Origin of the sequence: Micromonospora sp. CNB394, assembly GCF_000374985.1 — a bacterium.
GTDB lineage: Bacteria > Actinomycetota > Actinomycetes > Mycobacteriales > Micromonosporaceae > Micromonospora > Micromonospora marina.
On the sequence record NZ_KB895825.1, the window covers coordinates 631,087 to 657,731 of the forward strand.

The following is a 26,645-nucleotide window of genomic DNA, read 5'->3' on the forward strand; positions in this document are numbered from 1 at the left end:
GTCGGCTTCACGCCAGGTCTGGATGCGGCGTGGTGTGATGCGGTGCCAACGGTAGGGCGTGATCAGGGTACGGGGGTCGAAGCCGGTTCGGGTGCCGAAGCGGTCCCGTGTTCGGTGGGCAGGGCGTCGACGGCGAGGGTTTCCACGTCGCCGTCGATCATCGTGACGTCGCGGGTGGGGCCGAGACCGACGCGGGCGCGGCGGCGGCGAGGTTGCGGCCCGTCGGGGCCGGCGGTGGCGACCCCGCAGTCGACGTCGTGGTCGAGGCGGTGGGCGGTATCGTCGCGGCGCCGGGCGCGGGTGCGTCGCTCACGGGGTGGGCCTCAGCGCCGCTCGTTGATGCGGATGAGGTTGCCGGTGGGGTCGCGGAAGGCGCAGTCGCGTACGCCGTAGGGCTGTTCGGTGGGTTCCTGGACGACGTCGGCGCCGCCGGACTGAAGGCGGTCGAACAGGCCGTCGAGGTCGTCGGTGGCGAGGGTGAGCGCGCCGTAGCTGCCCTTGGCGATCAGTTCGAGGATGGTGCGGCGTTCGTCGTCGGTGATGCCGGGGTCGGCGGCCGGCGGGTGCAGGACGATGCCGGTCTCGGGCTGGTTCGGCGGGCCGACGGTGAGCCAGCGCATGTCCTGGTAGCCGACGTCGTTGCGCAGTTCGAAGCCGAGGGTGTCGCGGTAGAAGGCGAGGGCGGCGTCGGCGTCGGTGTGGGGCAGGAACGCGTAGTGGATGGTGATCGTCATGGTGGTCACGGTAGTGGTGGCCGGCCGGTGCGGGCTTCTCGATTCCTGATCGGCCGGGTGGCCTGTTTGGTCAGGCACGGGGGTGGTTCGGCGGTGTCGGGGGCGTGGCGGGCGCGGTAGGCGCCGGGTGGTTCGCCGACGAGTTCGGTGAACCGGGTGGTGAAGGTGCCCAGGGACTGGCAGCCGACGGCGAAGCAGACGTCGGTGACGTTGAGGTCGCCGCGGCGCAGCAGGGCCATGGCGCGTTCGATGCGGCGGGTCATGAGGTACGCGTACGGGGATTCGCCGTAGGTCTGGCGGAACTGGCGGCTGAGGTGCCCGGCGGACATGTGCTCGCCGCGGGCGAGGGCTTCGACGTCGAGGGGTTCGGCGTATTCGCGGTCGATGCGGTCGCGGACGCGGCGCAGGCGGGTGAGGTCGCGCAGCCGCTGGGCGAATGCGGGGTCGTCGGTGGCCGGGTGCGGTGGCACGTCCGCATCCTGCCTGCTCGGCGGCGGTGTCGTCCACCAGTGTGGGCGGCGGGTCGTCGCCGGGTGCACCGGCCGTGCCCGGTGCACCCGGGGCGTGGGTCAGCGCAGCCGGCGGGCGGTGAAGCGGGTGGGCGGGTCGGCGATGGCGTCCTGGGTGGCGACGAGTTGCAGTTCGCGGGTGCCGGCTTCGAGGGTCGCCTCGAGTACCGCGTAGATCGAGTTGGTGGTGCGTTCCAGCGCGGTCCGCGGTGAGCCGGTGGTGGTGAGGTGGGCGAGGTAGAGGGCGGCGGTGACGTCGCCGCCGCCGTTGGGGGCGATCGGCAGCAGCGGGGTGGTGACGGCCCAGGCGCCGTCGTCGGAGACGGCGACGACTTCCAGGTGACCGGCGGGCAGGTCGCCGTGCAGGACGCTGGTGACCAGGACGTGCCGGGGGCCGGTGGCGCGGACGGCGTCGACGGCGGCGAGCAGGTCGTCGAGGGTGCCGGTGGTGCGGCCGGCGAGGAACTCCAGCTCGAATTGGTTGGGGGTCACGATGTCGGCGCGCGGGACGACGGTGTCGCGCAGGTATTCGGGGATGCCGGGGCGGACGAACATGCCGCGGCCGACGTCGCCCATGACCGGGTCGCAGCAGTAGACGGCGGCCGGGTTGGCGGCCTTGACGCGGGCGACGGCGTCGAGGATGACGGCGCCGACGGCGGGGTCGCCCTGGTAGCCGGAGAGGACGGCGTCGGCGGTGCCGAGCACGCCGCGGTCGGAGATCCCGGCGATGACGTCGGCGACGTCGGTGGGGGCGAGCAGGGGGCCGCGCCAGGCGCCGTAGCCGGTGTGGTTGGAGAAGTGCACGGTCAGCACCGGCCAGACCTCGTGCCGGAGGCGTTGCAGCGGGAACACGGCGGCGGAGTTGCCGACGTGGCCGTAGGCGACCGACGACTGGATGGACAGGATCTTCACCCGGTCATCGTCGCATCTCCGGCCGCGGATGACTGCCGGTGGTGGGGTGATGACCGGGTCGGGACGGCGGTGACCGTTCGGCTCACGCTTTCGACCTTCCCCGTCTCCACGTTGATCAAGTGGTTCCCGGAGCGGCCTCAGTAGGAGACGCGGCGCGGCAGCCCGGGGGCGGAGATCCCCCGGGCCGCCGCCGGGTCAGAGGCCGCCGCCGACGCGCAGGACCGCGCCCGTGGTGTACGAGGCGTCCGGGCCGAGCAGGTACGCGATCGCGCCGGCGACCTCCTCGGGTTCCCCGGCGCGGCCCATCGGGATCCGGCCGGCGGCGGTGTCGGGACGGTCGGGCACGCCGGAGCGGGCGTGGATGGTGGTGCGGATGATCCCGGGGGCGACGGCGTTGACGCGGACACCGTGCGGCGCGAGTTCCTTGGCCAGCCCGACGGTGAGGGCGTCGGTGGCGGCCTTGACCGCGGCGTAGTGGATGTACTCGCCGGGTGAGCCGAGCGTCGCGGCCACGGAGGAGACGTTGACGATGGCGCCGCCGCGGGTGAGCCGCCGGGCCGCCTGCTGGGCGCACAGGACGTAGCCGATGAGGTTGACGTCGACGACCTCGCGCAGGTCGTCGACGCGCAGGTCGGTGAACGGGCCGATCGGGCTGGTGACGCCGGCGTTGTTGACCAGGCCGGTGAGCGGGCCGAGCCGGTCGGCGGCGTCGAAGATGCGGCGTACCCCGTCGGGGTCGCATGTGTCGGCGGCGACGGTGACCGCGCGGCGGCCGGCGGCGCGCACGTCGGCGGCCACCGCCTCGGCGGCGGTGTGGTCGGCGCGGTAACCGATGACCAGATCGTGACCCTCGGCGGCGAGGCGGCGGGCGGTGGCCGCGCCGATGCCGCGTCCACCCCCGGTGATGATGGTGACGGAGGTCAATGCCCTTCTCCCCTGCCTGGCGGTGGGGGCGACGTTACCGTGGGCGGGACCATCCGGGGTGGAGAGGACTGTCACATGGGGCGCGCGTTGGTGCTGGGTGACGGCGGGGTGACCGGGGTGCCGCTCAGGCGCCGTCGGTGAGGCGGGCGAGCCGCCGGTTGAGGTAGCGCTGTTCGGGCCGGCTGCCGGTGAGCCGGGCGGCCAGCCGGTAGTGCTCGGCGGCGGCCTGCGTGTCGCCGTGGAGTTCGAGCAGGTGGGCGCGCACGGCGTGCAGCCGGTGGTGACCGTGCGTCGTGCGGCGGTGCCTCCCCGCCGCTCGCCCGGTACGACGGAGCGGGATCGCCGATGTCTACATATCCTCACGTCATGAGTGACGCGGTGGGTGTCGGTGACCTGGTCGAGGATTTCACGCTGCCGGACGAGACGGGCACGCCACGGCGGCTGTCGGAGTTCCTGGCCGCCGGGCCGGTGGTGCTGTTCTTCTACCCGGCGGCGATGACGCGGGGCTGCACCGCGCAGAGCTGCCACTTCCGGGACCTGGCGGCGGAGTTCGCGGCGGTGGGCGCGTCCCGGGTGGGGATCAGCCGGGATCCGGTGCAGCGGCAGGCCGAGTTCTCCCGCCGGCACGGGTTCGACTATCCGCTGCTGTCCGACGTCGACGGCGAGGTGGCGCGGGCGTTCGGGGTGCGGCGGCGGCTGCCGCTGGGCGCGCTGAGCACCCGGCGGATGACGTTCGTGATCGGTACCGACCGGCGGGTCCTCGCCGTGGTGCACAGCGAGCTGAGCATGAACGAGCACGCCGACGCGGCGCTGCGGGCCCTCGGGGGCTGATCATCGCGGTGTCGCAGCCGGCTGGTATCAAGGCTGCGTCAAACAGGTGTACGGAAGAGGGCGTGATGGCGGGTCAGGGTTTGTCCACTGACGAGGTTCAGGGAATCCGGGAGGCCCTTGCGGCGGGCCGCAAGCCCCGGGTGGTGTTCACCGAGGCGGCCGGGCAGATGGCCGGGCAGCTCGGGCAGGTGGTGGAGCTGACCGATCCGGCGGCGTCGGAGGAGTTCGTGGTGGTGCGGTTCGGCCGCGACGAGCTGCCGTTCTCCCCCGCCGACGTGGCGATCGCCCCCAGGGGCGCGGGGCGGCGTCCGGCCGCCGAGGCGAAGCCGGAACCGGAGCAGCCGCCGGCCGCGCCGGAGCCGGCGTTCGTGCTGGACACGCCGCGGGTGCCGGCGCCGCGACGGGAGGAGCCGAGGGCCGAGCAGCCGGCGGCGGAGCCGAAGCCGGCGAAGCGGGCGGTGAAGGCCGCGAAGCCGAAGACCCCGCCGGGGCTCACCGTGACGCTGGCCTACGCCGAGGGCGAGTGGACGGTCGCCGCGCAGCAGGGCACGAAGGCGCTGGCCCGGCCGTACGTGGTGAAGCCCGCCGAGGCGCTGCGGATGGTGGCGCTGGTGGACGTGCCCGGCGTGCAGGAGGCGGTGGAGCAGATCCTGGCCGCCGAGCGGGCCGAGGCCGAGCAGCAGGCGGAGAAGCTGCGCGCCGAGCTGGCCGAGATCGAGGCGCGGCTGGCGGAGCTGCGCGAGGCGCGCTGACCCCGGAACGCCCCGCGGGGCCGGTGCGACCCCCTCGCACCGGCCCCGCGCCCCTGCGCCCACAGGTCCATCAGTGTTGCGGGATGTTCTGTACCCCGATCCGGCGGCGGAACACCCAGTAGGTCCAACCCTGGTAGGCCAGCACGATCGGCGTGAACACCACCGCCACCCAGGTCATGATCTTCAAGGTGTACGGGGTGGACGCGGCGTTGGTGGCGGTGAGCGTGCCCGCCGCGTCGAGGGTGGACGGCATCACGTTCGGGAACAGCGCCGCGAACAGAGTCGCCACGGCCAGCGCGATCGCCACGGCGGTGCCGGTGAACGCCCAGCCCTCCCGGCGTACCCTGGCCGCGGCCAGACCGCCGAGCAGGGCGAGGGCGGCGCCGACGGCGAGCACGACGGCGGCGGCGCTGGAGCGGATGGTCAGCGACCAGCTCAGGAACGCCACGGCGGCCACGGCGGTGCCGACGCCGAGCTTGACGGCGAGGGCGCCGGCGCGCTCCCGGATGTCACCGGTGGTTTTGAGGGCCAGGAACACCGCGCCGTGGGTGAGGAACAGCCCCAGCGTGGTCAGGCCGCCGAGCAGCGCGTACGGGTGGAGCAGGTCGAGCAGGCCGCCGACGTACTCGTGGTCGGCGGAAAGCGGCACGCCGCGGAAGATGTTGGCGAACGCCACGCCCCACAGCACGGCAGGGATCGCCGAGCCCCAGAAGATGGCCTGGTCCCAGCGGCGCTTCCAGGACGCCTCGGGCCGCTTGTGGCGGTACTCGAAGGCGACGCCGCGGGCGATCAGAGCCAGCAGGATGAGCAGCAGCGGCAGGTAGAAGCCGGAGAACAGGGTGGCGTACCACTCGGGGAAGGCGGCGAACATGGCCCCGCCGGCGGTGATCAGCCACACCTCGTTGCCGTCCCAGACCGGGCCGATGGTGTTGATCAGGACGCGGCGCTGCCGGTCGTCGCGGCCGAGCACCGGCAGCAGCATCCCGACGCCGAAGTCGAAGCCTTCGAGGATGAAGTAGCCGGTGAAGAGCACTGCCACGAGAAGAAACCAGACGGTCGTCAGTTCCACGGTTGGGCTCCGGGGTGTCAGTAGGCGAACGCCAGCGGGCGCTCGGCGTCGTCGGTGTCGTCGTCGGTCTGCGGGCTGACGTCCGGTACGCCGGCGCGGGCGTAGCGGACCAGCAGTTTGAACTCGACCACCGCGAGGACGGCGTAGATGAGGGTGAACGCGGTGAAGGAGGTGAGCACCTCGGTCAGGGAGACGCTGCGGGACACGCCGTCGCGGGTGAGCATCTCGCCGAACACGATCCACGGCTGGCGGCCCATCTCGGTGAAGATCCAGCCGAAGGAGTTGGCCAGCAGCGGCAGCACGGGCATGACCAGGCCGGCGCGCAGCAGCCACTTGCTGGTGGGGGTGCGGCCCTTGCGCTGGCTCCACAGCACCAGCAGCGCGATCGCGGCGGCGGCCAACCCGAAGCCGATCATGAAGCGGAAGCTCCAGTAGGTGACCGGGATGATCGGGGCGTAGTTGCCGGGGCCGTACTGGCTGGCGTACTGGGCCTGGAGGTCGTTGATGCCCTGCACGGTGCCGTTGGGGTCGCCGGTGCCGAGGAACGACAGCAGGTACGGGATCTTGACGGCGAACAGCTCGCGGCTGCCGTCGAGGCTGCCGACGGTGAGCACGGAGAACGAGGCGGGGCTCTCGGTGGTGTAGAGGCCCTCGGCGGCGGCCATCTTCATCGGCTGCACCTCGGTCATGATCTTGCCCTGGATGTCGCCGGTGAGGATGACCAGTGCCGAGGAGACCAGGACCGTCCAGGAGCCGAGCTTGGTGGCGAAGCGGTACGCGCCGGTGTCGGCGCTGTCACGGTTGCGCATCACGTGCCACAGGCCGACGGTGACCATCAGCGAGCCGGCGACCAGGAACGCGCCGGCCAGGGTGTGCGGGAAGGTGACCAGGGCGACCTTGTTGGTGAGCACGGCGACGAAGTCGGTCAGCTCGGCGCGGCCGCTGTCCGGGTTGATCCGGAAGCCGACCGGGTTCTGCATGAACGAGTTCGCGGCGAGGATGAAGTACGCCGACAGGTTGGTGCCGATCGCGGCGGCCCAGATCGCGGCCAGGTGCAGACGCTTGGGCAGCCGGTCCCAGCCGAAGATCCACAGGCCGATGAACGTGGATTCGAGGAAGAACGCCACCAGGGCCTCGATGGCCAGCGGAGCGCCGAAGATGTCGCCGACGAAGCGGGAGTAGTCGCTCCAGTTCATGCCGAACTGGAACTCCTGCACGATGCCGGTGACCACACCCATCGCGAAGTTGATCAGGAAGAGCTTGCCGTAGAACTTGGTGAGTTTGAGGTACCGCTCGTTGCCGGTGCGGTGCCACATGGTCTGGAGGATGGCCACCAGCACGGACAGGCCGATGGTCAACGGCACGAACAAGAAGTGGTAGACGGTGGTGACACCGAACTGCCAGCGGGCGACGTCCAACGCGTCCACCTGAAACCCCCAGCTGAGCATACTACGAGACGTAGTAGATACTACTCGCTGTCGTAGCGAAAGCGGCAGGGCCGCAGGGCCCGACCCGGCCCGGGACCAATGACCCTGATCACCCTTGCCGGAGGACCTGCGGTCCCCGGGATGCGCTGTGCCCGTCGTCCCCGCAGCGGGCTGAGGCCGCTGCGGGGACGTGGTGATGACCGTGCGGACGCACAGCCGGCTCGGGAAACCCCTGTCAGGCTGGCGATCTTGACCCCTCGGCCCGGTCTTCGACCCGCGCGACGCGACGCAGGCCCACGGCCGCCGCCAGTACGCTCAGGGCCATGAAGGCTGCGGCGACGGCGTAGCTGCCGCCGACCGCTCCGGCAAGCTGAGTCTCGAGCTCGGCGCGGGCGGGTGGATCGAGGGCGAGCATCGCAGCGAGCCCGCCGCTGTCGGTGGTGCCCAGTTCGGTCACCCGGGTGGACACCAGAACCGTGAGAGTGGTGGCGACGAGGGCAACGCCGACAGCGCTGGCGATCTGCTGGACGAGCGCGAGCAGTGTCGTACCGCGGGGGGTGTCCTCGTGCTCCAGGTCGCGCACGGCCACGGTCATGGCCGGCATCAGGGTGGCGCCGGAACCAACACCGAGAACGGCCGCCGCGGCTGCGATCATCGGGTATGACGCGCCGCTCGTCGTGGTGATCAGCAGTGCGATGCTGCCGAGCAGGCCCAGTGTCACGCCGGTGAACACGATGCGTGCTGGTGGTACGCGGTCCACCAGTCGGGTGGCGATCTGAAGAGTCGCTCCGACGGCGAGGGCCATCGGGATGGTGATGGTGCCGGCGAGGGTGGCGGGGTCGCCGCGGACGCCTTGGACGTAGATCGGCAGGATCGACATCGCTCCGAAGTAGGCGGCGCCGAAACACACCAGCACGGCCAGGCCACCGGCGAGGGGTCGGTGGCGCAGCAACCGCAGGTCGACCAGTGGGGCATCGATCCGCAGTGCGCGGACGACGAACGAGGCAAGGAGCAGCACGCTCGCGCCGAGCGCGGCAGCCGCCTCGATGGTCATCTCGCCGGTCTCCCCGATGAGGGTGCACCCCAGCACGAGCAGCACGGCACCGCCGCATACCTGAGCCAGGCCGGTCCAGTCCATCCGCGTGGTCGACGCGGGGTCGGCGGGTTGGCGTGGCAGCAGTCGCGCGCACAGCAGCACGGCGGCGGCGCCGATCGGCACGTTGAGGAGGAAGATCCAGCGCCAGGAAGCGGCGTCGACAAGCCAGCCGGCAAGAGGCGGGCCGAGGACGGGGCCAATGATCAGGGGCAGGCCCAGCAGGCTCATCAATCGGCCGCGGGCCTCGCGGGACACGGAACGTAGACCGATGGCCTGGCCCACGGGGTTGAGCAGACCACCGCCGAGGCCCTGCAGGATTCGGAACGCGGTGAGCGACCCGGCGTCCCATGCCAGACCGGCCAGACCCGAGGAAAGGGTGAAGATCACCAGTGCGGCCACGTACACGCGGCGGGCGCCGTAGCGGTTCGCCGCCCAGCCGGCGAGTGGGGTAACCGCGACGACGCCGAGCAGGTAGCCGCTGGTCACCCACTGCACCGCAGGCAGGGTCGAGTCGAGGTCGGCGACGATCGCGGGTACCGCGACCAGGGTGACGGTGGTGTCGACGATGACCATCAGCCCACCGAGGGCGAGCACCAGGCCGATGACACGTGCGCGAGCATCCATGGCGGGTCCGGCCGGCGCTCAGCGCTGGAACGGGCGGTCGCGGCGGGCGACGTGCAGCGTCGTCGCCCACCAGGTCAGTTCGCGCAACGCCTCGTCGAGGGCCTCGCCCGTGCCGGGCGGTGGAGTGAAACCGTCGTCGCCGATGTCGTTCCACGGCGCGCGTAGCCCGACGACACGGCGGGTGGTCACCACGTGCAGCTCGGCGAAGACGCCGCGCAGGTGCTCGGCGGCCAGCAAGCCGCCCTGCACCCCGTACGACAGCACGGTGGCCGCCTTGAACATCCACTCGCCGTAGTGCCAGTCGATCGCCCGCTTCAAGCAGGCCGGGTAGCTGTGGTTGTACTCGGGGGTGACGATGACGTACCCGTCGGCTCGATCGATGCGGTCGGCGATCGCCGAGCGGGGGCCGCCGCCAGGCTCCAGGTGCTCGTCGTCGGGCAGCTCGCACTCGGCCAGGTCGACCAGGTCGACGTCGGCGATGTCGGCCGCCTTGCCGGCGACCCAGTCCGCGAGTACGCGGCTCAGCCGTTCCTTACGGACGCTGGCGGCGATGACGGCCAGGCGTAGCGGCGGCTGGTCCAATCGGTCGGCCGTCGACAACGCGGTCTCGGGCGAAGGGCTGTACGGGGACGTCGGATCGGTCATGCCGGCCATGCTCGGCCTTCAACTTATGTTGAAGTCAAGCCGCTGGGTGGGGCACCATGGTCGAGTGAGCATCGCAGCGCAGATCCCTGCCCGCTTCACCCTCACGGTCAAGGACGTCGCGACCGAGGCCGGGGTGGCGCCCTCCGCCGTGCGCTTCTATGAGCAGCACGGGCTGATCACCGCCCACCGCACCGCAGGCGACCAGCGGCGCTTCGACGACAGCGCCGCCTGCCGTATCAAGGTCGCCAAGGTCGCCCAGCGCGTCGGACTCACCGTCCGAGAAATCGCCGACGTCTTCGTCACGCTCCCTGACGACCCCGAGCCACAGGATTGGCAACGTGTCGCCGCTGTGCTCATCGACGAAGCCGAGGCGCGCACCGCGGCACTTCAGGCATACCTCGGTGAGATGCTCTCCGGCGGTCGACTGTGCGAGATCGACGACCGCATCGAGGTGCCCAACCAGGGGCGCGGGTAGAAAGCTGTGGCGATCTCGGCCATGGTGAACTGACGGGAGTCGTACATCCGTTGCGCCTTGCCGATCAGGGCCGGGGTCATCTTCGGCTTACGGCCGCCACTGCGGCCGCGGGCGCGAGCGGCGGACAGCCCGGCCACTGCCCGTTCCTTGATCAGGGCGGCTTCGTACTCGGCGATGCCGGTCGATCTTCCAGATGATCAGGGTGTCGCCGGTGCGTAGATCGGCGAGGCAGGCGAATGTGAGAGCTGGGCGGAGCGGTGAGACCCGCAAGATCATTCTCGGCGCCGACCGCTGTACCGCTCTTCCTCAACCCCGGGATCACCGTGCCGGGTGCCGGGATCGGCCCGGCGCGTGCGACCATCCAGCACTGATGAACAGCACCCCCTGGCGCGCACCGCTGCTGTGGCGGGGCGCGCAGACGCTCGCCCGCGCCGTCGTCGGGCTGGTCGGCCGGCTGGAGGTCACCGGCGACGTGCCCGACGCGCTGCGCCACGGCCCGCTCGTCCTGGCCGCCAACCACATCAGCCCGTTCGACCCGGTGGTGCTGGCCGCCGCCTGCCGGGTCCGGCGCGTCGCGCCCCGGATCATGGCCACCGGCGGGCTGTTCCGCGCCCCGGTGATCGGGGCGCTCATGCGCCGTGCCGGGCACATCCGCGTCGACCGGGGCACCGCCGCGGTGCACCGCTCGCTGGAGGTCGCCGCCCAGGCCGTGGCCGGCGGGTCGGTGGTGCTGGTCTACCCCGAGGGACGCATCGGGCTCGACCCGGGCATGTGGCCCGAGCGCGGCAAGACCGGCGCTGCCCGGCTCGCCTTCGCCGCCGGCGCCGCCGTCGTACCGGTGGCCCAGTGGGGCTCGCACGAGGTGATGCCCTACCGGGCGCCCAAGGGGATGCTGCGCGCGGTGGCCCGGGCGGTCGTCCGCCGACCCGCCATCCGGGTGCACTTCGGCGCCCCGGTGCCGCTGGACGACCTACGGCCGGACTACCCCGGCGCGGCCCGGCAGGCCACCGACCGGATCATCGACGCGATCACCGACGACCTGGTGCTGCTGCGTCCCGACGAGCCCGACCGGCCCCGGCACGTCGACCCCGGCCGCCCGGTGGACGGCAGCCGCGCGCACCGCCGCCGCACCTGAGGCATTCCGGCCGCGACGGCGGGTATCAGATGACGCTTACCGCGTACGTCGAGAGGACCGTCATGACCGCTGTTCGAGCACTCGTTCTCAACTGCACCCTGAAACGCTCCCCGGCGACGTCCAGCTCACACGTGCTCGGTCAGGAGGTGCTCGACGCGCTGGCCGATCAGGGCGTCGACGGCGAGATCGTCCGGGTGGTCGACCACGACGTGCGCTTCGGGGTGTCCGTCGACGAGGGCGACGGCGACGGCTGGCCCGCCATCCGCGCCAAGCTGCTCGCCGCCCAGATCCTGATCATCGCCACCCCGATCTGGCTCGGTCAGCCCTCGTCGGTGACGAAGATGGTCCTCGAACGGTTGGACGCCGAGCTGTCCGAGACCGACGACCAGGGCCGGCTGCTCACCTACGGCAAGGTCGGCGGGGTGGCAGTGGTCGGCAACGAGGACGGCGCGCACCACACCATCGCCGAGGTGCAGCAGGCGCTCAACGAGGTGGGCTTCACCTGCCCGGCCGCCGGGGCGACCTACTGGGTCGGGGAGGCGCTGCACAAGACCGACTACGTCGACGCCCGCCCCAAACCCGACACCACCGGCCGCGCCACCGCCGCGCTGGCGCTCAACAGCGCCCACCTGGCCCGGCTGCTCGCGGAGCAGCCCTACCCGCCGCCCGGAACCCGGGACGCGGCCGCCGGACCCAGCACACAGCCAGGCTGACCCCCGCCGATCTTGCGGTTGGTGCCCGGGCAAACCCGGCCAACCGCCCCCGACGAGGGCCGCGAGTGCAACATCGGCGAGGCGAGGACGACGTCGGGCTGGGTCAGGCGGTGGCGCGCAGGCGGGCGTCGAGCGCGGCCAGGTCCGGCACGAACCACACCTGGTCGTGCCGGTTGGACTCGGCCACCAGCGCGCGCAGCGCGCCACTGCGGTCCAGGTGCGCGGAGATGTCGCCGACTATCGCCAGGCGCAGCCGGTAGTTGACGAACTTCTGCATCACCTCGCCCGCGAAACGGGTGCCGAGCGTGAAGAAGCCGGGATCGAGGCGGGTGGCCGGCACCGCGACCACCGTCGCACCGAGGAACGCGGCGCCGATCAGGTCCAGCGCGTCGCCCTCGGTGGCGATCGGTGGACCGTCCGGGTCGCAGACCAGCACCGCCACGCCGGCCCGGTCCTGCATCACGTCAGCCACGGCCGCCGCCGAGTAGGCCGTTGTCGCCGCCCAGCACCTCGTCCACCAGGCGCAGCAGGTCGGCGGCGGCGGTGAGGTCGCCCAGGATCATGATGGTCATGCGTTGCCGCTCCTCGTCGTGGACCGTCTGCACCCGCAGCGGACGGTCCGGGTCGTGGTGGGTGTTCACGCCGGCCAGCACCAGCGTCGCGAGCCGGTCGGCGGCGGCCCGGTCGACGCCGTCGAGCCGCAGGACGCTCGACGCCTCCGCCGCCGGTCCGGCGGCCGCGACGGCCGGCCGGCCGGTCAGCGCGTCCAGGTCCGCACGCGCGATCCGGTACTGCTTGCCGATCCGGGTGGCCCGAAGCCGCCCGGACCGGATGTAGCCGCGCACGGTGCGCACGTGCAGCCCGAGCAGGTCAGCAACCTGCTCGACCGAATACATGTCGTTACTCATCGCACCCTATCTTAGTCCCGATAGGGAGCGATAGGTAATTTCATCGCCCGGCCATGTGCCCGCCACCCAGGCCGGGCATACTGCCCGCGTGCAGCCCCGTCCCGGCTACCTCGACGCGCCCGCGCCGCTGGCGTTCGCCCACCGCGGCGGCGCGGCCGACGGCGACGAGAACACCGCCGCCGCGTTCGCCCGTGCCGTCGCCCTGGGCTACCGGTACGTGGAGACCGACGTGCACGCCACCGCCGACGGCGTACCGGTGGTCTTCCACGACCCGACGCTGCGCCGCGTCACCGGCGAGCCGGGCCGCATCGCCGACCTGCGCTGGGCCGATCTGTCCTCGGTACGCGTCGGCGGGGCCGCCCTGGTGCCCCGCCTGGACGAGGTGCTCGGCGCGTGGCCGCAGGTGCGGTTCAACATCGACGTCAAGTCCGACGGCGGCGTGGCGCCCACTGTCGCCACCGTCTCCCGGGCCGGCGCGGGCGATCGGGTGCTGCTCGCCTCGTTCAGCGACGCCCGGCTGGCCCGGCTGCGGGCGCTGGCCGGCCCGGAGGTCGCCACCAGCATCGGTATGCGCGGCGTGGCGCGGCTGCGGCTGGCCTCGCTGCACGGGCGGCCCGTGCGGCTGCCCCCGTCAGTGGTCGCCGCCCAGGTGCCGGTCTCCTTCGGCCGGGTGCCGGTGGTCGACGGGCGGTTCCTCGCGTACTGCCACCGGATCGGGTTGCAGGTGCACGTCTGGACGATCGACGATCCCGCCCAGATGCACCACTTACTTGATCTTGGGGTGGATGGCATCATGACCGATCACGTCAGCGTGCTCCGTGACGTCTACCGCAGTCGCGGCCACTGGGCCGCCTGAGCCCCCGAGGACGACCCCCGATGGCCGATACGGTCACCCCCGCCGTCGCCGACCCCACCGGACCGGGCAGCACCCGCCGCGAGCGCACCGGCTGGTACTTCTACGACTGGGCGAACTCCGCGTTCCAGACCACAGTCATCACTGTCTTCCTCGGGCCGTTCCTGACCACCGTCGCCGAACTCGCCGCCGGCTGCGAGCTGGGCGCGGACAGCTGCGACGGCGCGGTGTACCCGCTGGGCATCAAGGTCGCCGCCGGGTCGTTCTACCCGTACCTGATCTCGCTGTCGGTGTTCCTCACCGTGTTCGTGCTGCCCGTGGTCGGCGCGATCGCCGACCGGTCGGCGCACAAGAAGCGCCTGCTCGCCGCCGCGGCGTTCACCGGCGCCGGCGCGACCATCGCGTTCGCCTTCGTCACCGGCGAACGCTACCTGCTCGGCGGCGCGCTGTTCCTGATCGCGAACATCTCCTTCGGGGCCGCCGTGGTCGTCTACAACTCGTTCCTGCCGCAACTCGGCGGCCCGGACGAACGCGACGGCATCTCCAGCCGCGGCTGGGCCATCGGCTACCTCGGCGGCGGGCTGCTGCTCGCGCTGAACCTGGTCGCGGTCACCATGCTCAGCGAGGAGGGCAACGCCCAGCGCACGCTGGACCTGGCCCGCTGGTCGATCGTGTCGGCCGGCGTGTGGTGGGCCGCGTTCACCCTGGTCCCGCTGCGCTGGCTGCGCGAACACCCCACCGCCGCGGCCCTGCAGGCGGGCGGCAACGTGCTCACCGACGGCTTCCGGCAGCTCGGGCGCACCCTGCGGGAACTCAAGACGTACCCGCTGACGCTGTTCTTCCTGCTCGCGTTCCTGGTCTTCAACGACGGCATCCAGACCGTCATCACCCTCGCCAGCCAGTACGGCACCGAGGAACTGCGGCTTGGCCAGAGCACGCTGATCGTGACCATCCTGCTGGTGCAGTTCCTCGCCTTCGGCGGCGCGCTCGCCCTCGGCGCGCTCGCGAGGCGCATCGGCGCCTGGAAGACCGTGCTGCTGTCGCTTGTGCTCTGGACCGGTGTGATCATCGCCGCGTTCCAGCTGCCCGCCGAAGCGCCCGTACCGTTCATGATCCTCGGCGGCTGCATCGGCCTGGTGCTCGGCGGCAGCCAGGCGCTGAGCCGGTCGCTGTTCAGCCAGCTCATCCCGGCCGGCAAGGAGGGCGAGTACTACGGCTTCTACGAGATCAGCGACAAGGGCACCAGCTGGCTCGGCCCGCTGGCGTTCGGCCTGGTGTTCCAGCTGACCTCGTCGTACCGGGTGGGCCTGGTGTCACTGCTGATCTTCTTCGTGGTCGGCTTCGTGCTGCTGGCCGCCGTGCCGATGCGCCGGGCCATCATCGCCGCCGGCAACACCCCGCCCCGGGTGCTCTGACCCGCGCCGCGCCCCGGCCTGCGGATCATCGCGGGCCGGATCAGGGGGCATCGATGGACTAGGCTGCCCCGACGTGACCGACGACGCCGCCCCGACCTGCCTGGCCCGCCCTCTGCCGGGGCCCGGCGACGACCGAGCCACCGGCTGCGCCGCCGCCCGCGGCGTCGACGGACGGCCGCTGCACGCTGCCGCGCTGAAATTCTTCTGGGGGCCGATGGACTGCGGCAAGTCCACCATGGCGTTGCAGATGAACCACAACCACGCCCGGCAGGGCCGCCGTGGCCTGGTCACCACCCGCATCGACCGCTCGCTGGGCCCACAGGTCACCACCCGCATCGGCCTGGCCCACGAGGCCGTCGAGGTCACCGACGACCTCGACCTGCGCGTCCTGGTCCGCGACGCGTGGGCCGAGGGGGTACGCGTGGACTACCTGATCTGCGACGAGGCCTCGTTCTACAACCTCGAACACATCGAGCAGATGGCCGAGCTGGTCGACCGGTTCGACGTCGACGTGTACGCCTTCGGCCTGGCCACCGACTTCCGGTCCTGCCTGTTCCCGGCCGCGCAGCGGCTGTTCGAACTGGCCGACGAGGTGGCCCGGATCCAGGTCGAGGTGCTGTGCTGGTGCGGCCGGGAAGGGCTGCTCAACGCACGCGTGGTCGGCGGCCGGGTGGTCCGCGAGGGCGCGCAGGTCGTCATCGGCGACACCGTGGACACCGCCGACGTGCGCTACCAGGTGCTGTGCCGGCGCCACTACCGCGCGGGCGACCTCGGCCCGCGCGCCTGAGCGTCAGAACGGATCCCCGCACACCCGCCAGCCGCCGCCCTCCGGCACCACCGGCAACTCGCGTTCCTCGCTGCCGCCGCCGTCGCGGTTGATCCGCACGATCACCGTCCCGGTCGGCTTGCCGGATCGGGTCGTCACCGACACGTCGACGATCTCGTAGCCGCTGACCTGCGGCGGAGTCCGCACCCAGCTCCCGAAACCGGTCCGGCTCCACTTCTCGCGGGCGTCGGCGCACAGCCGCTCGTACGCCGCGTCGGTGTCACCGGCCGCGACGTCGCGGAAGAACCCGTCGGCGGTCTCCCGCACCGGCCCGTCGGCCTGGAACACCACCTGCGCGTTCCAGGCCGCCAGCCCGGCCACCCCGATCAGGCAGGTGCCCACGCCGAGACCGGCGATCAGCACACCCGCGCGTAGCGGGCGGCGACGCCGGGCCGTGTGGTGCCAATCCCGCTGCCTGCCCATCACCGTCGACGGTAGGCAACCGGACGGTGACGCGCAGCCGGTTGCGACGCGCGCTCGTACCGGACAGCGAACGGCGGGGCATCGGCGGCAGACTGTCCGCATGACAGCTCACGCCGACATCGCCATGATCAGTATCGACAGCTCCGACCCGGCCGCGCACGCCACCTTCTACGCCAAGGCGCTGGGCTGGGAGATAACCCACAGCGAGGCCGAGTACGCCATGATCGTCAAGGACGGCCCGGCGATCGGGTTCGGCCTCGTGCCCGGCTACACGCCGCCGGCGTGGCCGGACGAGAGCGGCGACAAGCGCTACCACCTGGATCTCTACGTCGACGACGTGGCGGCCGCGGAGAAGGACCTGGTGGCGGCCGGCGCGATCCGGCCCGAGTTCCAGCCCGGCGGCGAGCGGTGGACCGTGCTGATCGACCCGGTCGGGCAGCCGTTCTGCCTCTGCCCGCGCCCCCAGGGCTGACCGGTCCGCGATGCGGGCCGCGGAGCACCGCGCGGCCCGCATCGCGGCCGCCGGCGGCGGTCAGCCGCGGCGGCGGGCCCGGGCCGCCCAGATGGCGTACGCCGGGTCGCGGTCCAGGTTGTGCCGGTCCCGGTCGTAGCGGCGGGTGGTACGCGGATCGGCGTGCCCCATCGCGTCCTGCACGTCCTCCAGCGGCACCCCCTCGGAGCGCGCCGTGGTGGCGAACGCGTGCCGCAGCGAGTGCGGCGACAGCTTCGCCCAGGCGGCGATCCCGGCCTGCTGCGCGAGGCGCCGCACCAGCCGGAACACGGCGTGCCGGTCCATCCGGCCGCCGGTCGTGGTGACCAGCAGCGGACCGGTCAGCTCCGGCACCGTGACACCCTGCGCGGCGGCCCGTGCGGCGAGGTAGGCGTCGACCGCGTACGCGGTGCCCGGGGTGAGCGCACGCCGGCGTACCTTGCCGCCCTTGCCGACGAAGCGGACGCTGCGGTGACCGCGCTCCGTGCCCAGGTCGGACACGTCCAGCGCGACCAGTTCCCCGACCCGCAGCCCCAGGTCGGCCAGCAGCGCGACAGCGGCCCGGTTGCGGGCGGCGGCCGGTCCGGTGTCTGCCTCGGCGGCGGCGATCAGCGCGTCGACCTCGTCGGGGGTCAGGCCGACGGTGGCGGAGTGGTCCCGGTCGACGCGCGGCCGGTCCGCAGCCGACACCGGGTTGGCGGGCACCGCGCCCAGCTTGACGAGGAAGTCGTACCAGCTCGACAGCGCGGACAGGCGGCGGGCGACGGTCGCCGGCGTGAGCGGGCGGCCGGCGCGGCCGCGCGGTGTGCACTCCAGTTCGCGGCCGTAGGCGTTGACGTCGAGGAAGGTGGCCCGCAGCGGGTCGACGGCGTGCTCGGCGCACCAGGTCAGCCAGCCGGTGACGTCGCGGCGGTACGCGTCGCGGGTGTGCTCGGACAGCCGCCGGTTGCGCAGCCACGCCTCGGTGACGTCGGCCGGGCCGGCGGGCAGGGCGGCGGGGCGGGCGCGCGGCAGCACCTCGGAGCGAAGCATGTGAGAAAGGCTCTCAGCCGGCGGGCGGTTTGGCGATGAGGCGCGCTGACCCACCGGCACGACGGCGAGGTCGGCCGGTGGGCCGGCCTCCCCCGCGCGTCGGCGTGACCTGCTCAGGCGGTGGTGAGCTGACGGTGGCCGTTGCTCTCGGCGGGCGTGCTCACCGCGATGCGGCGCGGCTTGGCGCGCTCGGCGATCGGGATGCGCAGCGTCAGCACCCCGTTGTCGTAGCCGGCCTCCAGCCGGTCGGTGTCGAGCGTGTCGCCCAGGAACAGCTGCCGGGTGAACGTGCCCATCGGACGCTCGGCGGCGACCAGCTCGACGTTCTCGCCGGTGGGGCGGCGACGCTCGGCACGGACGGTCAGCACGTTGCGCTCGACCGTGCAGTCGATGCTGTCCGGGTCCACACCGGGCAGGTCGAACGCCGCGTAGAAGTGGTCACCGTCGCGGTACGCGTCGAGGTGCATCACGGCGGGCCGGGCGGTGGTGCCGAAGAACTGCTCGGCGATCCGGTCGATCTCGCGGAACGGGTCGGTACGCATCAACATGGTTGCTGCCTCCTCGGCTCTCCTGACCCAAGGTCTCAAGTTGAGTCCGTGTGACTCAAGTTCCTGGTTCTGTTTTAGCGCGCCTGCGCCGCGTCGTCAACTCGTCCCGCGAGTGCTTTCTCGAACCAGTGCTGCGCGTACGGGCCGCTGTTGAAGGCGGGGATCTCCCGGTAGCCGTGCCGGGCGTACAGGGCGCGCGCCTCGACCAGGTCGGAGCGGGTGTCCAGCCGGATCCGGGTCGCTCCGCCGTCGGCCGCGTACGCCTCGACCGCGGCGATCAGCGCCGCCCCGCCCCCCGCGCCCCGGTGCTCCGGGCGCACGTACACCCGGGTCAGCTCGGCCCAGCCCGACTGCCACCGCAGTCCGGCACACCCGGCGAGCCGACCGCCGCGGCAGGCCACCACCAGCAGCCCGGTGGGCGGGGCCAGGTCGTCACTCGGGTCCTCGGCCAGCGCGGCGTCCACCTCACCGGGCCGCTCCGGACGGCCGTACCAGCGGCGCACCATCTCCGCCATGTACTCCCGCAACACCAGCGCGGCGTCCGGCTCGTCCGGGCGCACGACCCGCGTGCTCCAGCCGGTCACGGCCCGGTCCGCCAGTAGACGCCCTGCTCGCGGGTGAGCAGCATGTCGTCGATCAGGTACCGGCGCAGCGACACATGGTCGGCCTCGCCGCCCTCGCACCAGCGGCGCAGGGCGTCGTCGACCTCCCGCTCCGGGTAGCGCCGCCCGGGTTCGAAGGTGCGTTCGGTGATGTGCTCCAGCAGCACGCGGCGGCGCCCCCGCTGCGCGGGCAGCCGGGTCAGCGCGACGTCGCGTAGGAACGTGCGCAGGATCGTCTCCCGCGGGTTCGCCGCCGACGTCGACGGGGACGCCGCGCCGGCCCGCGCGAACTCGCGCAGCCGCTCGGCGTCGACGCGCAGCCCGCCCCCGTCGTCGGCGAGCACCCCGGCGTCGGTGAGACGGCGGACCGCCACGGCGGCTTCGCGGGCGGGCAGGCCGATGCGGGCCATCACGGCCGGCACGTCCCGGGCGCCGAGCGCGATCACGGCGAACACGGTCCGGCGGCCCTCGTCGGCGAGTGCCCCGGCGAGGGCATGAGCGGTCATGACGGGCAGCCTGTCAGCAACCCGCCGGATCCGGCGAGGCGTTTTCCGGCCGCGCTCACAGCCGCCGGTGCATGACGTGCAGCCCCACCCGGCCCCGCGTCGGGTGGGCGAACGCCTCCGGCTTCGTCGCCCGGGGCCTGCGGTGTTCGTGGTCACAGATCTGGGACACCGAGGTAGGCCCGCTCCTGAGATACCTCACGCCATGCTCTGGGGAGTCAGCGGGCCGGTCTTCCTGCTCGACTACCTCGGCGCGGTCGCCGTGGCAGTGCTGCCTGGCGACAGCGCAGGGCGGCTGGTGGCTGACCGTGGTGCCGGAGACCGGCGCCGCGGCCCGCGCGCCGCTGACCAGACCTCCCATTTCGCGTCGATCACGAGGTCGACGTGTCCGGTGTCCGTTCTGCCCGGTGCAACTTCATGATCGACGGCTGGCCGAGCAGGCCCACCGGTTTCCTTGTCTTGGGGGCCGGGAAGGCTCGGGCATGGCCGAGACATTCGTGAGCGAAGACCTGAAGACACTGCAGGCGATTGCGCGCGGGGCCGGGATACAGGAGGTCGACCGCCTGTCGCCGGACCAGCTGGTCGAGGCGCTGCGCCGCGCCGGGGTGACCGACGGTACGCAGGACCAGTGGCCGCCCCAGCCGATCGAGGACCCGGCGCACCTGGCCGGGCTGCCCCGCAGCTCGCTGAAGCAGGGCGACGAGAGCACCGGCGGCCGGGCCGCCGAGGAGGCGATCGGCGCCATGCCCGGCGAGTCCGGCGCGGAGATCAACGACCGCACCCGACGCTGACCGTACGCAGAAAGGGGCCGCCCCCGGTACTCCCGGGGGCGGCCCACGCTCGACCGGACGCGGTCGGAGCATGCCGGCGGCGACCGCCGCCTCCTCGCGGGCCCGGTGCCGCCGAAGTGAAGTGACGTGTGATGCAGCGGCGCCGGAAACGGGTTGAGAGCGGTTTCGGACTTCCCGTACGTTCCCTGCATCTGTCGTCGCAGCGAAGAAGGACGATTCGCGTGACCCCTCCTGCTCTCTAGAACCTGACACGTTCCCCACGCCTGTAGCCGGTGCCTGCGCACCGGCTCACCGGGCTGCTCTCACGCGCCCGGCACAGCGTCCGAGGCCGCGCGTAATCGGCCTCGCGTCAGGTCTTCAGAGATCAGGTCTTCATGTCATCCCAACCACATATCGTGCTGTCCTGGGTCGTGCGCCGGACCCGCCTTCCGCTGCTGTCGCTGCGCTGCGCCGTCTGCCGGGCGGAGTCGGCCACCGCCGCCAAGGGCCGGTTCCGGGTCAACGCCAACGGCAAGCTGCTGGACGTGTGGCTGCTCGTGCGGTGCGTGTCCTGCGACCGCACCATCAAGCTCACCGTCCGCGAGCGGGCACCTGTCAGTTCGTTCGATCCCGCCGATCTGCACGGCCATCACCTCAACGATCCCGATCTGGTGGCGGCCACACTGCTCGACCCGTGGTTCGCCCGGCGCTGCCGCTTCACCCTCGACTGGACGGACGCGTGGACGCTCGACGCGCCCACGGTGCCCTTGGACGGGTGGCCGGTGCAGGTGGACGTCACCTTCGACGATCCGGTGCCGGTACGGCCGGACCGGCTCATCGCGCGCCGGTTCGGCCTCACCCGGGCGGAGGTGCTGCGCCGGGTCAAGTCCGACATCCCGCTGAAGCGCCCGACGAGCACCGGATTCACCTTCACCGTACTGGCGGACGACTGACCGGGGCGTGGTCGCGGCGGCTGGTGCCGCCGCGACCACGCCGCCCGGCACCACCACGTGCGACTGTCAGCTCGGCCTCGATCAGATCGGCGGCCCGGTCGGCGCCGCCGGCGGCGCCGACCTGCCGCTTCAACTCCGCAGTGCGGGCCACCACGGCGGGGTCCGAGGTGAGATCGAGCAGCGCCTCGCGCAGCTCCGCGGCGGTGACGGTGGCCGAGTCGACGACCCGGGCGACGCCGAGGGCGGCCAGTTGCTCGGCGTTCGCGAACTGGTCGGCCGCCTGCGGTACGGCGATCATCGGCGTCCCGCAGTAGAGGCCCTCGCTGCTGCCGCCCATGCCGGCGTGGGTGACGAAGGCATCCGCCTGCTCCAGTACGGCCAGCTGTGGCACCCACCGGTGGACCTCGACGCCGTCGGGCACGGGACCGAGCTCGGCGGGGTCGACGTGCTCGCCGATCTGGATAACCGCGTGCCAGCCGGGCAGGTCACCGAACGCGGCGAGGCAGCGGCGGTAGAACTCGGGCTGCCGGGTGAAGGCGGAGCCGAGCGAGACGAGCAGCACCTTCCCGGCGCGCTCCGGCCGTACCCATGATCCCTGGTCGGAGCGGTCGCCCAGCACCGGGCCGACGAAGCTGTAGACCGACCGGTCCACCCGGTCGGCGTTCGGCTGGAGCGCCTCCGGCGGCAGGACCAGGCCGCGAACCGGCCGCCCCTGGAACGCCATGCTGTCGGTGACCGACGAGCCCTCAGCGGTCAGCCACTGCGTGAAGCGCCGGTAGTAGTCGGCGCCACGCGGATCGGCCCGCATCGCCTCCACGGCGGGTGCCATCTCCTGCTCGTAGCCGTCCCAGGCGACGAACGTGGAGGAGAGCTGGACGGCCGGAATCCCCCACTGCTCGCCGAGCAGCCGGGCCGGCGCGCCGGCGATGTCGTAGAGGAACAGGTCCGGCCGGTCGTCGTCGTAGGCGGCCCGCAACTGCGGCAGCATGGCGACGGCATCGTCGAGGAAGAGCGTGAGCTGCGCGATCGGATCGTCGATTCCGGCGCCGCCGTCGGCGGGCAGCGTCGAGGTGTACGGCTTCAGCTCCGCGCCGGTGGCCCGGATCGCCTCGGCGAAGGTGGGATCGTTGGCGTACGTGACCCGGTGGCCGCGCCGCACGAGGGTACGGATGATCTCCAAGCTCGGGTTGACGTGGCCGTGGAACGGGATGCTGACCATGGCGATGTGCGACATGTGATCTCCTGATCCTCGCTGAGACGAGACGTTCCGTCTCGATCAGAAGACCACGGCGCACCCGAACCGTCAAGACGATACGTCTCGTCTCGTTGTAGGCTCGTGGGGTGACCCCGCAGCCCACGCGCCGCAACGAGCATTCCCGCCGCGCGATCCTCGCCGCCGCCCTGGAACTGCTGGCCGAGACCGGCTACCCGGCCCTGACCGTCGAGGCGATCGCCGCCCGCGCCGGCGTCGGCAAGCAGACGATCTACCGCTGGTGGCGCGGCAAGGGCGCGGTCATCCTGGATGCGCTCGCCGACGATGTGCCGGAGGTCGTCGCGCTGCCCGACACCGGTGACCTGCGGGCTGACCTGCGTCAGGTTCTCCGGGCCACTGTCGCCGAGTTCGCCGATCCACGGTTGTCCGCCACCACCCGCGCCATCACCATCGAGACGCTCGCCGACGAGGAACTGGGCGCGCAGGCACGCGACCGACTGCTCCGCCCTCAGCTGAACGCGGTGCGCGTTCGCCTGGAGGCCGCTCGCGAGGCCGGCCAGGTCCGCCCCGACGCGGCGCTGGACCAGGTGGTGGAGCTGCTGTTCGGCCCGCTCTACCACCGCTGGCTGCTGCGCAACGGACCGCTCACCGACGACTACGCCGACGGCATCGTCGACCTGGTCGTCGCCGCCGTCACCCCGTCAACGAGCATTCGCGGCTAGCCATTCGCCTGCGGCCTGTCGGCGGCCAGTTCCTGCGACAACCGGTCCAGGCCACCTCTGATCAACTTCCCGTAGCCGTCGTCGCCGAGCGCCTCGACACCCTCCCGGGCCCGCCGGAGGTGGTCCCTCGCCTGGTCGAGTTCGCCGAGCCTGCGGTGGCACTCCGCCAGGTTGAGATGCAGCGACGGGTACAGCCCGGCAACCGGCATCGGCACCCCGGCCCGCGCGACCTGCTCGTCGGTGAGCAGGTCAGCCGCCGCGAGCGCCCGCCGGTCCCAGACAAGCTCATGGCGTACGTCGTCCTGCACGTCGGCCATCGCGTGGGCGAGGACGCAGACATGCAGCGGGTCGCCCTGCTCCGCGCCGATCTCGTTCCAGATCCGGGTGAACAAGTTGCGGGCGTTCTCCCGCCGACCGTGCTGGTGATGCATCTGGACGCCGTCGTTGATCCTGGCCAGTGTCGCGTCGAACGCCACCGAAGCCGACCCCCCGGGGGGGCCGACCGGAGTACGCCGGAGACCGGCAATAGGCGTTTCAGGGTTGCGTTGAGCTGTGGATTTCCCTGCGGGGATTGATGTTGGTTAGAGTCTGCGGCGGCGCGGGGGCCTTTGTCCGGTTGGTGATCGGGTGGTGGCTTCGTGGCGTCGATCGAGCGGACCGCGTATCCGCGGTTGAAGCCGGCCGTGTCGGTGCGGGAGTTGCACGAGGCGTTCACGCCGACGGCTGATGAGATCGGGTGGGCTCGGGAGCGGACCCGGTCGGCGCGGCATCTGCTGGCGTTGGTGGTGTTGCTGAAGACGTATCACCGGCTGGGGTACTTCGCGGATCTGTTCGAGATGCCGCTGCCGATCGTGGAGCACATTCGGGGCGTGCTGGAGCTGAAGCCGGACGTCGATGCGGAGCATGATTCGGAGCGCACGCTGCGGCATCACCGCGGGCTGGTGCGGCAGCGGCTGGGGATCACGGCGGATCCGGGCCGGGCCCGGGAGGTCGCGGAGCAGGCGATCCGGGCTGCGGCGTTGACGAAGGACAACCCGGCCGACCTGATCAATGTGGCCCTCGAAGAGCTGGTCCGGGCTCGGCTGGAGTTGCCCGGCTACACGACGCTGGATGAGTTGGCGGCGTCGGTCCGGACCGCGGTGAACACCGCGGAGTACGCGGGCATCGACGCGCGGATGAGCCGGGCGCAGGTCGCGGTGGTAGATGCGATGCTGGTGGTGGATCCGGTGACCCGGCGCAGCGACTTCGACCGGCTCAAGACGCCGGCGCCGGCCGCGACGGTGCAGCGGTTGAAGAACCATGTGGCACACCTGGCCTGGCTGGACGGTTTGGGGCCGACCGAGGTGTGGTTGCGGGGTGTGCCGCCGGCGAAGGTGTCGCACTTCGCAGGTGAGGCCCGTGTCACTGACGCGTCGGATCTGCGCCGGTACGGCGACGGCAAACGTCGGGCGTTGGTGGTGACGTTGCTGCACCAGGCGCGGGTGCGGGCCCGCGACGAGATCGCGACGATGTTCTGCAAGCGGATGGGCGCGATCCACAAACGGGCTCGGGAGCGTCTGGAGGAGCTGCGGGAGGCGAACCGGGCCGAGTCGGAGCGGCTGCTGGGCGCGTTCGGCGATGTCCTGGCCGGCGCCCGCGAGGCTCTCGGGGTGTCTCCGGACGAGGAAGCCAGCGGGTTGCTCGACCCCTCTGACGAGATCTGCGCCCGGGCCGGCCGGTTGGTGCTCGGTGTCCTGGCCGAGGCGGGCGGGGTGGCCGCGCTGTCGGCGGCGCACGAGGCGGTCTCGGCGCACCTGGGCAACAACTACCTGCCGCTGGTCGAGCGGTTCTACCGCTCATCGCGCTCGGGCCTGTTCGATCTGCTGGACGTTCTCGTCTTGGAGCCGACCAGCGCCGAGCGGGGTGTGCTGGACGCGGTCCGGTTCCTGCGCGGACAGCGGGCCAAGACCGGCGAGGTCATCTCGGGCCGCGTCGACGGTGCTGAGGTCGATCTTGGGCTCGCCTCGGCGGAGTGGCGCAAACTCATCGTCGATCGCCGTCGGCCGGGCAAGCTGGTGCGTCGGCATTTCGAGGCGTGCGTGTTCTTCTACCTGGCCGCCGAGCTGCGCTCCGGTGACATCGCGGTGGTCGGCTCCGAGTCGTACGCGAACTTCCCCGCGCAGCTGCTGACCGAGGCCGAGTGCGCCCCGCTGGTCGACGCCTACTGCGCCGAGGCCGGGCTGCCCGCCGACGCCGCCGCGGCAAAGATCGCCGCGCCTCCGCCCTGGCGCTGGAATCGGAGCTGCTGCAACAGCTGCCGGAGCGCGGGATTCTGGACATACTGACCCGCACCGCATACGGGATCGGCTGGCACCGGCACTTCGGGCCCGCGTCCGGGTCGGACCCGAAGATCCGCGACGCGCTCGGCCGGTACGTGCTGCTCACGTTCTGCCAGGGCGCCAACCTCGGCCCGGCGCAGGTCGCCCGGCACATGCGCGGCACAGTCAGCGCACACGAGCTGTCGCTGGCGAACAAGCACGCCGACGCGAAGAAGATCCACGCCGCCTCCGCTGACGTGATCAACGCGTTCACCCGGCTGGACATGACCCGGCTGTGGGGCGACGGCTCCCGCGTCGGCGCCGACGGCACCCAGATCGACACCTGGTCGGACAACCTCCTGGCCGAGACGAGCATTCGGTACGGCGGGTACGGCGGCATCGCCTACCGGCTGATCGCCGACAACTACATCGCCCTGTTCTCCCACTTCATCCCCTGCGGAGTGTGGGAGGCCGTGCACCTGCTACAGGGCCTGCTGGACAACACCTCCGAGGTGCAGCCGGAGATCATCCACACCGATACGCAGGGCCAGTCGCTGCCGGTCTTCGGGCTCAGCTGGGCGCTGGGGTTCGAGCTGCTGCCCCGAATCCGCAACTGGCAGGACCTGATCTTCTACCGACCCGCCAAGACGATGCGCTACCAGCACATCGACCGGCTGTTCGCCGACGACGCCGTGGACTGGCAGCTCATCGAAACCCACTGGGCCGACATCATGCGCGTGGTCCTGTCGATCAGGGCCGGGCGGATCTCCTCGGCCGCGTTGCTGCGCCGGCTGGGCAACGAGTCGCGCCGCAACCGCATCTACCGGGCGTTCCGCGAGCTCGGCCGCGCCGTCAGGACCATCGTGCTGCTGCGATATCTGTCCGAGCCGGAGCTGCGCGAGGGCATCACCCGCATCACCAACCGGGTAGAGGCCTTCCACGGCTTCTCCAAGTGGCTCATGTTCGGCGGCGGCGTCCTCGCGGACAACGACCCGGAGCACCACGAGAAGATCGTGAAGTTCAACGAGCTGCTCGCCAACTGCGCGATCTACTCCACCACCCTGGACCTGACCGCCACCGCGAACGAACTGAGCCGCGAAGGCTGGAGCATCGACCCGGACGACCTGGCCACCGTCACCCCGTACATCACCTCGACCATCCGCCGCTTCGGCGACTGGGTCCTCGACCTCAACCCGCCCGCCGAGACCGTCGACGGGCACCTCGCTCTCGCCGAGGCCGGGTAG

At 71.9% G+C, this 26,645-nt stretch carries 31 protein-coding genes and 1 pseudogene; 14 read left to right on the top strand and 18 right to left on the bottom strand.

Going from position 1 to position 26,645, the window contains the following annotated elements; genetic code table 11:
- Positions 1-323: 323 nt before the first annotated feature.
- From C569_RS0102845 to C569_RS32990, 5 genes are all read right to left on the bottom strand, one after another.
- Complete coding sequence (locus C569_RS0102845; RefSeq protein ID WP_026267621.1) at positions 324-734, bottom strand: VOC family protein; 411 nt, start codon at positions 732-734, stop codon at positions 324-326.
- A gap of 5 nt (positions 735-739) precedes the next feature.
- Positions 740-1,204: a helix-turn-helix transcriptional regulator gene (locus C569_RS0102850; protein ID WP_018784316.1), complete on the bottom strand. Its 465-nt coding sequence runs from the start codon at positions 1,202-1,204 to the stop codon at positions 740-742.
- Between the two features lie 99 nt (positions 1,205-1,303).
- Positions 1,304-2,155 (bottom strand): pyridoxal kinase PdxY, encoded by an 852-nt coding sequence (pdxY, locus tag C569_RS0102855; protein WP_018784317.1) that lies wholly within the window; start codon positions 2,153-2,155, stop codon positions 1,304-1,306.
- A gap of 195 nt (positions 2,156-2,350) precedes the next feature.
- A complete protein-coding gene (locus C569_RS0102860; protein WP_018784318.1) occupies positions 2,351-3,079 on the bottom strand; it encodes an SDR family NAD(P)-dependent oxidoreductase in 729 nt (242 codons plus the stop codon).
- 124 nt (positions 3,080-3,203) lie between these two features.
- Positions 3,204-3,344 (bottom strand): hypothetical protein, encoded by a 141-nt coding sequence (locus C569_RS32990; protein WP_018784319.1) that lies wholly within the window; start codon positions 3,342-3,344, stop codon positions 3,204-3,206.
- Positions 3,345-3,445: 101 nt separating this feature from the next.
- Between C569_RS32990 and C569_RS0102870 the strand changes: the two genes are divergently transcribed.
- Both C569_RS0102870 and C569_RS0102875 read left to right on the top strand, forming a co-directional pair.
- Positions 3,446-3,910 (top strand): peroxiredoxin, encoded by a 465-nt coding sequence (locus tag C569_RS0102870; protein WP_018784320.1) that lies wholly within the window; start codon positions 3,446-3,448, stop codon positions 3,908-3,910.
- Between the two features lie 65 nt (positions 3,911-3,975).
- The gene (locus C569_RS0102875; RefSeq protein ID WP_026267623.1) at positions 3,976-4,662 is read left to right on the top strand and encodes a hypothetical protein; all 687 of its coding nucleotides are present in this window, start codon (positions 3,976-3,978) and stop codon (positions 4,660-4,662) included.
- Positions 4,663-4,732: 70 nt separating this feature from the next.
- On the opposite strand, the gene cydB is transcribed toward C569_RS0102875, so the two are convergent.
- From cydB to C569_RS0102895, 4 genes are all read right to left on the bottom strand, one after another.
- Entirely contained in the window at positions 4,733-5,731 is a 999-nt protein-coding gene (gene cydB, locus C569_RS0102880) for a cytochrome d ubiquinol oxidase subunit II (protein WP_026267624.1), read from the bottom strand.
- 17 nt (positions 5,732-5,748) lie between these two features.
- Positions 5,749-7,158: a cytochrome ubiquinol oxidase subunit I gene (locus C569_RS0102885; protein ID WP_026267625.1), complete on the bottom strand. Its 1,410-nt coding sequence runs from the start codon at positions 7,156-7,158 to the stop codon at positions 5,749-5,751.
- Between the two features lie 235 nt (positions 7,159-7,393).
- Positions 7,394-8,878 carry a DHA2 family efflux MFS transporter permease subunit gene (locus C569_RS29725; protein ID WP_018784324.1) on the bottom strand — a complete coding sequence of 495 codons (1,485 nt, stop codon included), beginning with the start codon at positions 8,876-8,878 and terminating at the stop codon, positions 7,394-7,396.
- An 18-nt stretch (positions 8,879-8,896) separates the two neighbouring features.
- Complete coding sequence (locus C569_RS0102895; RefSeq protein ID WP_081635897.1) at positions 8,897-9,523, bottom strand: NADPH-dependent FMN reductase; 627 nt, start codon at positions 9,521-9,523, stop codon at positions 8,897-8,899.
- A 64-nt stretch (positions 9,524-9,587) separates the two neighbouring features.
- Here C569_RS0102895 and C569_RS0102900 point away from each other — a divergent pair, with 64 nt between their 5' ends.
- From C569_RS0102900 to C569_RS0102910, 3 genes are all read left to right on the top strand, one after another.
- Complete coding sequence (locus tag C569_RS0102900) at positions 9,588-9,998, top strand: MerR family DNA-binding transcriptional regulator (RefSeq protein ID WP_018784326.1); 411 nt, start codon at positions 9,588-9,590, stop codon at positions 9,996-9,998.
- 370 nt (positions 9,999-10,368) lie between these two features.
- Positions 10,369-11,133 (top strand): 1-acyl-sn-glycerol-3-phosphate acyltransferase, encoded by a 765-nt coding sequence (locus tag C569_RS0102905; protein WP_018784327.1) that lies wholly within the window; start codon positions 10,369-10,371, stop codon positions 11,131-11,133.
- Between the two features lie 62 nt (positions 11,134-11,195).
- Entirely contained in the window at positions 11,196-11,846 is a 651-nt protein-coding gene (locus tag C569_RS0102910) for a flavodoxin family protein (RefSeq protein WP_026267627.1), read from the top strand.
- A 103-nt stretch (positions 11,847-11,949) separates the two neighbouring features.
- On the opposite strand, the gene C569_RS0102915 is transcribed toward C569_RS0102910, so the two are convergent.
- Positions 11,950-12,318, bottom strand: a complete 369-nt coding sequence (locus C569_RS0102915) for a DUF4180 domain-containing protein (RefSeq protein WP_018784329.1) — start codon at positions 12,316-12,318, stop codon at positions 11,950-11,952.
- Entirely contained in the window at positions 12,311-12,754 is a 444-nt protein-coding gene (locus C569_RS0102920) for a helix-turn-helix domain-containing protein (protein ID WP_196806662.1), read from the bottom strand. The genes C569_RS0102915 and C569_RS0102920 overlap by 8 nt, the downstream gene beginning before the upstream one ends.
- Before the next feature lie 88 nt (positions 12,755-12,842).
- Between C569_RS0102920 and C569_RS0102925 the strand changes: the two genes are divergently transcribed.
- The 3 genes from C569_RS0102925 (at position 12,843) to C569_RS0102935 (ending at position 15,809) form a co-directional block, all read left to right on the top strand.
- A complete protein-coding gene (locus C569_RS0102925; protein WP_018784331.1) occupies positions 12,843-13,610 on the top strand; it encodes a glycerophosphodiester phosphodiesterase family protein in 768 nt (255 codons plus the stop codon).
- A 20-nt stretch (positions 13,611-13,630) separates the two neighbouring features.
- Positions 13,631-15,022: an MFS transporter gene (locus C569_RS0102930; protein WP_018784332.1), complete on the top strand. Its 1,392-nt coding sequence runs from the start codon at positions 13,631-13,633 to the stop codon at positions 15,020-15,022.
- 100 nt (positions 15,023-15,122) lie between these two features.
- Positions 15,123-15,809, top strand: a complete 687-nt coding sequence (locus C569_RS0102935; RefSeq protein ID WP_369752976.1) for a thymidine kinase — start codon at positions 15,123-15,125, stop codon at positions 15,807-15,809.
- Positions 15,810-15,812: 3 nt separating this feature from the next.
- Here C569_RS0102935 and C569_RS0102940 read toward each other — a convergent pair whose 3' ends face one another.
- On the bottom strand, positions 15,813-16,271 hold the full coding sequence (locus C569_RS0102940) for a hypothetical protein (RefSeq protein ID WP_026267628.1): 459 nt from the start codon (positions 16,269-16,271) through the stop codon (positions 15,813-15,815).
- A gap of 100 nt (positions 16,272-16,371) precedes the next feature.
- Here C569_RS0102940 and C569_RS0102945 point away from each other — a divergent pair, with 100 nt between their 5' ends.
- A complete protein-coding gene (locus tag C569_RS0102945) occupies positions 16,372-16,743 on the top strand; it encodes a VOC family protein (RefSeq protein WP_018784335.1) in 372 nt (123 codons plus the stop codon).
- A 60-nt stretch (positions 16,744-16,803) separates the two neighbouring features.
- Here C569_RS0102945 and C569_RS0102950 read toward each other — a convergent pair whose 3' ends face one another.
- The 4 genes from C569_RS0102950 to C569_RS0102965 form a co-directional block, all read right to left on the bottom strand.
- Positions 16,804-17,793, bottom strand: coding sequence for a tyrosine-type recombinase/integrase (locus C569_RS0102950; protein ID WP_018784336.1), 990 nt, complete (start codon positions 17,791-17,793; stop codon positions 16,804-16,806).
- A 113-nt stretch (positions 17,794-17,906) separates the two neighbouring features.
- A complete protein-coding gene (locus tag C569_RS0102955; RefSeq protein WP_018784337.1) occupies positions 17,907-18,341 on the bottom strand; it encodes an Hsp20/alpha crystallin family protein in 435 nt (144 codons plus the stop codon).
- A 74-nt stretch (positions 18,342-18,415) separates the two neighbouring features.
- Positions 18,416-18,925: a GNAT family N-acetyltransferase gene (locus C569_RS0102960; RefSeq protein ID WP_018784338.1), complete on the bottom strand. Its 510-nt coding sequence runs from the start codon at positions 18,923-18,925 to the stop codon at positions 18,416-18,418.
- Positions 18,922-19,449: a DUF2087 domain-containing protein gene (locus C569_RS0102965; protein ID WP_018784339.1), complete on the bottom strand. Its 528-nt coding sequence runs from the start codon at positions 19,447-19,449 to the stop codon at positions 18,922-18,924. Before C569_RS0102965 ends, C569_RS0102960 begins: the two co-directional genes overlap by 4 nt.
- Positions 19,450-19,928: 479 nt before the next feature.
- Between C569_RS0102965 and C569_RS0102975 the strand changes: the two genes are divergently transcribed.
- Entirely contained in the window at positions 19,929-20,237 is a 309-nt protein-coding gene (locus C569_RS0102975) for a hypothetical protein (RefSeq protein ID WP_018784341.1), read from the top strand.
- A gap of 410 nt (positions 20,238-20,647) precedes the next feature.
- Entirely contained in the window at positions 20,648-21,169 is a 522-nt protein-coding gene (locus C569_RS0102980; RefSeq protein ID WP_231394691.1) for a DUF1062 domain-containing protein, read from the top strand.
- 52 nt (positions 21,170-21,221) lie between these two features.
- Here C569_RS0102980 and C569_RS0102985 read toward each other — a convergent pair.
- A pseudogene (locus tag C569_RS0102985) lies at positions 21,222-22,464 on the bottom strand (macrolide family glycosyltransferase); the annotation flags it as partial.
- Positions 22,465-22,510: 46 nt separating this feature from the next.
- Between C569_RS0102985 and C569_RS0102990 the strand changes: the two are divergent.
- Positions 22,511-23,104 (top strand): TetR/AcrR family transcriptional regulator, encoded by a 594-nt coding sequence (locus tag C569_RS0102990; protein ID WP_018784344.1) that lies wholly within the window; start codon positions 22,511-22,513, stop codon positions 23,102-23,104.
- Here the strand turns inward: C569_RS0102990 and C569_RS0102995 are convergent.
- Entirely contained in the window at positions 23,101-23,580 is a 480-nt protein-coding gene (locus C569_RS0102995) for a hypothetical protein (RefSeq protein ID WP_018784345.1), read from the bottom strand. The two genes, C569_RS0102990 and C569_RS0102995, sit on opposite strands and share 4 nt — an antisense overlap.
- A 162-nt stretch (positions 23,581-23,742) precedes the next feature.
- Between C569_RS0102995 and C569_RS34835 the strand changes: the two genes are divergently transcribed.
- Both C569_RS34835 and C569_RS33585 read left to right on the top strand, forming a co-directional pair.
- The gene (locus C569_RS34835; RefSeq protein WP_304412560.1) at positions 23,743-25,428 is read left to right on the top strand and encodes a DUF4158 domain-containing protein; all 1,686 of its coding nucleotides are present in this window, start codon (positions 23,743-23,745) and stop codon (positions 25,426-25,428) included.
- A gap of 17 nt (positions 25,429-25,445) precedes the next feature.
- Entirely contained in the window at positions 25,446-26,645 is a 1,200-nt protein-coding gene (locus C569_RS33585; RefSeq protein ID WP_304412561.1) for a transposase, read from the top strand.

What these genes read in the sequence shown, in the direction of transcription:
- C569_RS0102920 (WP_196806662.1), bottom strand. Translation starts at nt 12,754, where the DNA reads ATGAGTAACGACATGTATTCGGTCGAGCAGGTTGCTGACCTGCTCGGG.
- C569_RS0102955 (WP_018784337.1), bottom strand. Translation starts at nt 18,341, where the DNA reads ATGTTGATGCGTACCGACCCGTTCCGCGAGATCGACCGGATCGCCGAG.
- C569_RS0102965 (WP_018784339.1), bottom strand. Translation starts at nt 19,449, where the DNA reads ATGACCGCTCATGCCCTCGCCGGGGCACTCGCCGACGAGGGCCGCCGG.
- C569_RS0102905 (WP_018784327.1), top strand. Translation starts at nt 10,369, where the DNA reads ATGAACAGCACCCCCTGGCGCGCACCGCTGCTGTGGCGGGGCGCGCAG.
- C569_RS0102845 (WP_026267621.1), bottom strand. Translation starts at nt 734, where the DNA reads ATGACGATCACCATCCACTACGCGTTCCTGCCCCACACCGACGCCGAC.
- C569_RS0102875 (WP_026267623.1), top strand. Translation starts at nt 3,976, where the DNA reads ATGGCGGGTCAGGGTTTGTCCACTGACGAGGTTCAGGGAATCCGGGAG.
- C569_RS29725 (WP_018784324.1), bottom strand. Translation starts at nt 8,878, where the DNA reads ATGGATGCTCGCGCACGTGTCATCGGCCTGGTGCTCGCCCTCGGTGGG.
- C569_RS0102870 (WP_018784320.1), top strand. Translation starts at nt 3,446, where the DNA reads ATGAGTGACGCGGTGGGTGTCGGTGACCTGGTCGAGGATTTCACGCTG.
- C569_RS0102910 (WP_026267627.1), top strand. Translation starts at nt 11,196, where the DNA reads ATGACCGCTGTTCGAGCACTCGTTCTCAACTGCACCCTGAAACGCTCC.
- C569_RS0102895 (WP_081635897.1), bottom strand. Translation starts at nt 9,523, where the DNA reads ATGACCGATCCGACGTCCCCGTACAGCCCTTCGCCCGAGACCGCGTTG.
- C569_RS0102950 (WP_018784336.1), bottom strand. Translation starts at nt 17,793, where the DNA reads ATGCTTCGCTCCGAGGTGCTGCCGCGCGCCCGCCCCGCCGCCCTGCCC.
- C569_RS0102975 (WP_018784341.1), top strand. Translation starts at nt 19,929, where the DNA reads ATGGCCGAGACATTCGTGAGCGAAGACCTGAAGACACTGCAGGCGATT.
- C569_RS0102940 (WP_026267628.1), bottom strand. Translation starts at nt 16,271, where the DNA reads ATGGGCAGGCAGCGGGATTGGCACCACACGGCCCGGCGTCGCCGCCCG.
- C569_RS0102930 (WP_018784332.1), top strand. Translation starts at nt 13,631, where the DNA reads ATGGCCGATACGGTCACCCCCGCCGTCGCCGACCCCACCGGACCGGGC.
- C569_RS0102945 (WP_018784335.1), top strand. Translation starts at nt 16,372, where the DNA reads ATGACAGCTCACGCCGACATCGCCATGATCAGTATCGACAGCTCCGAC.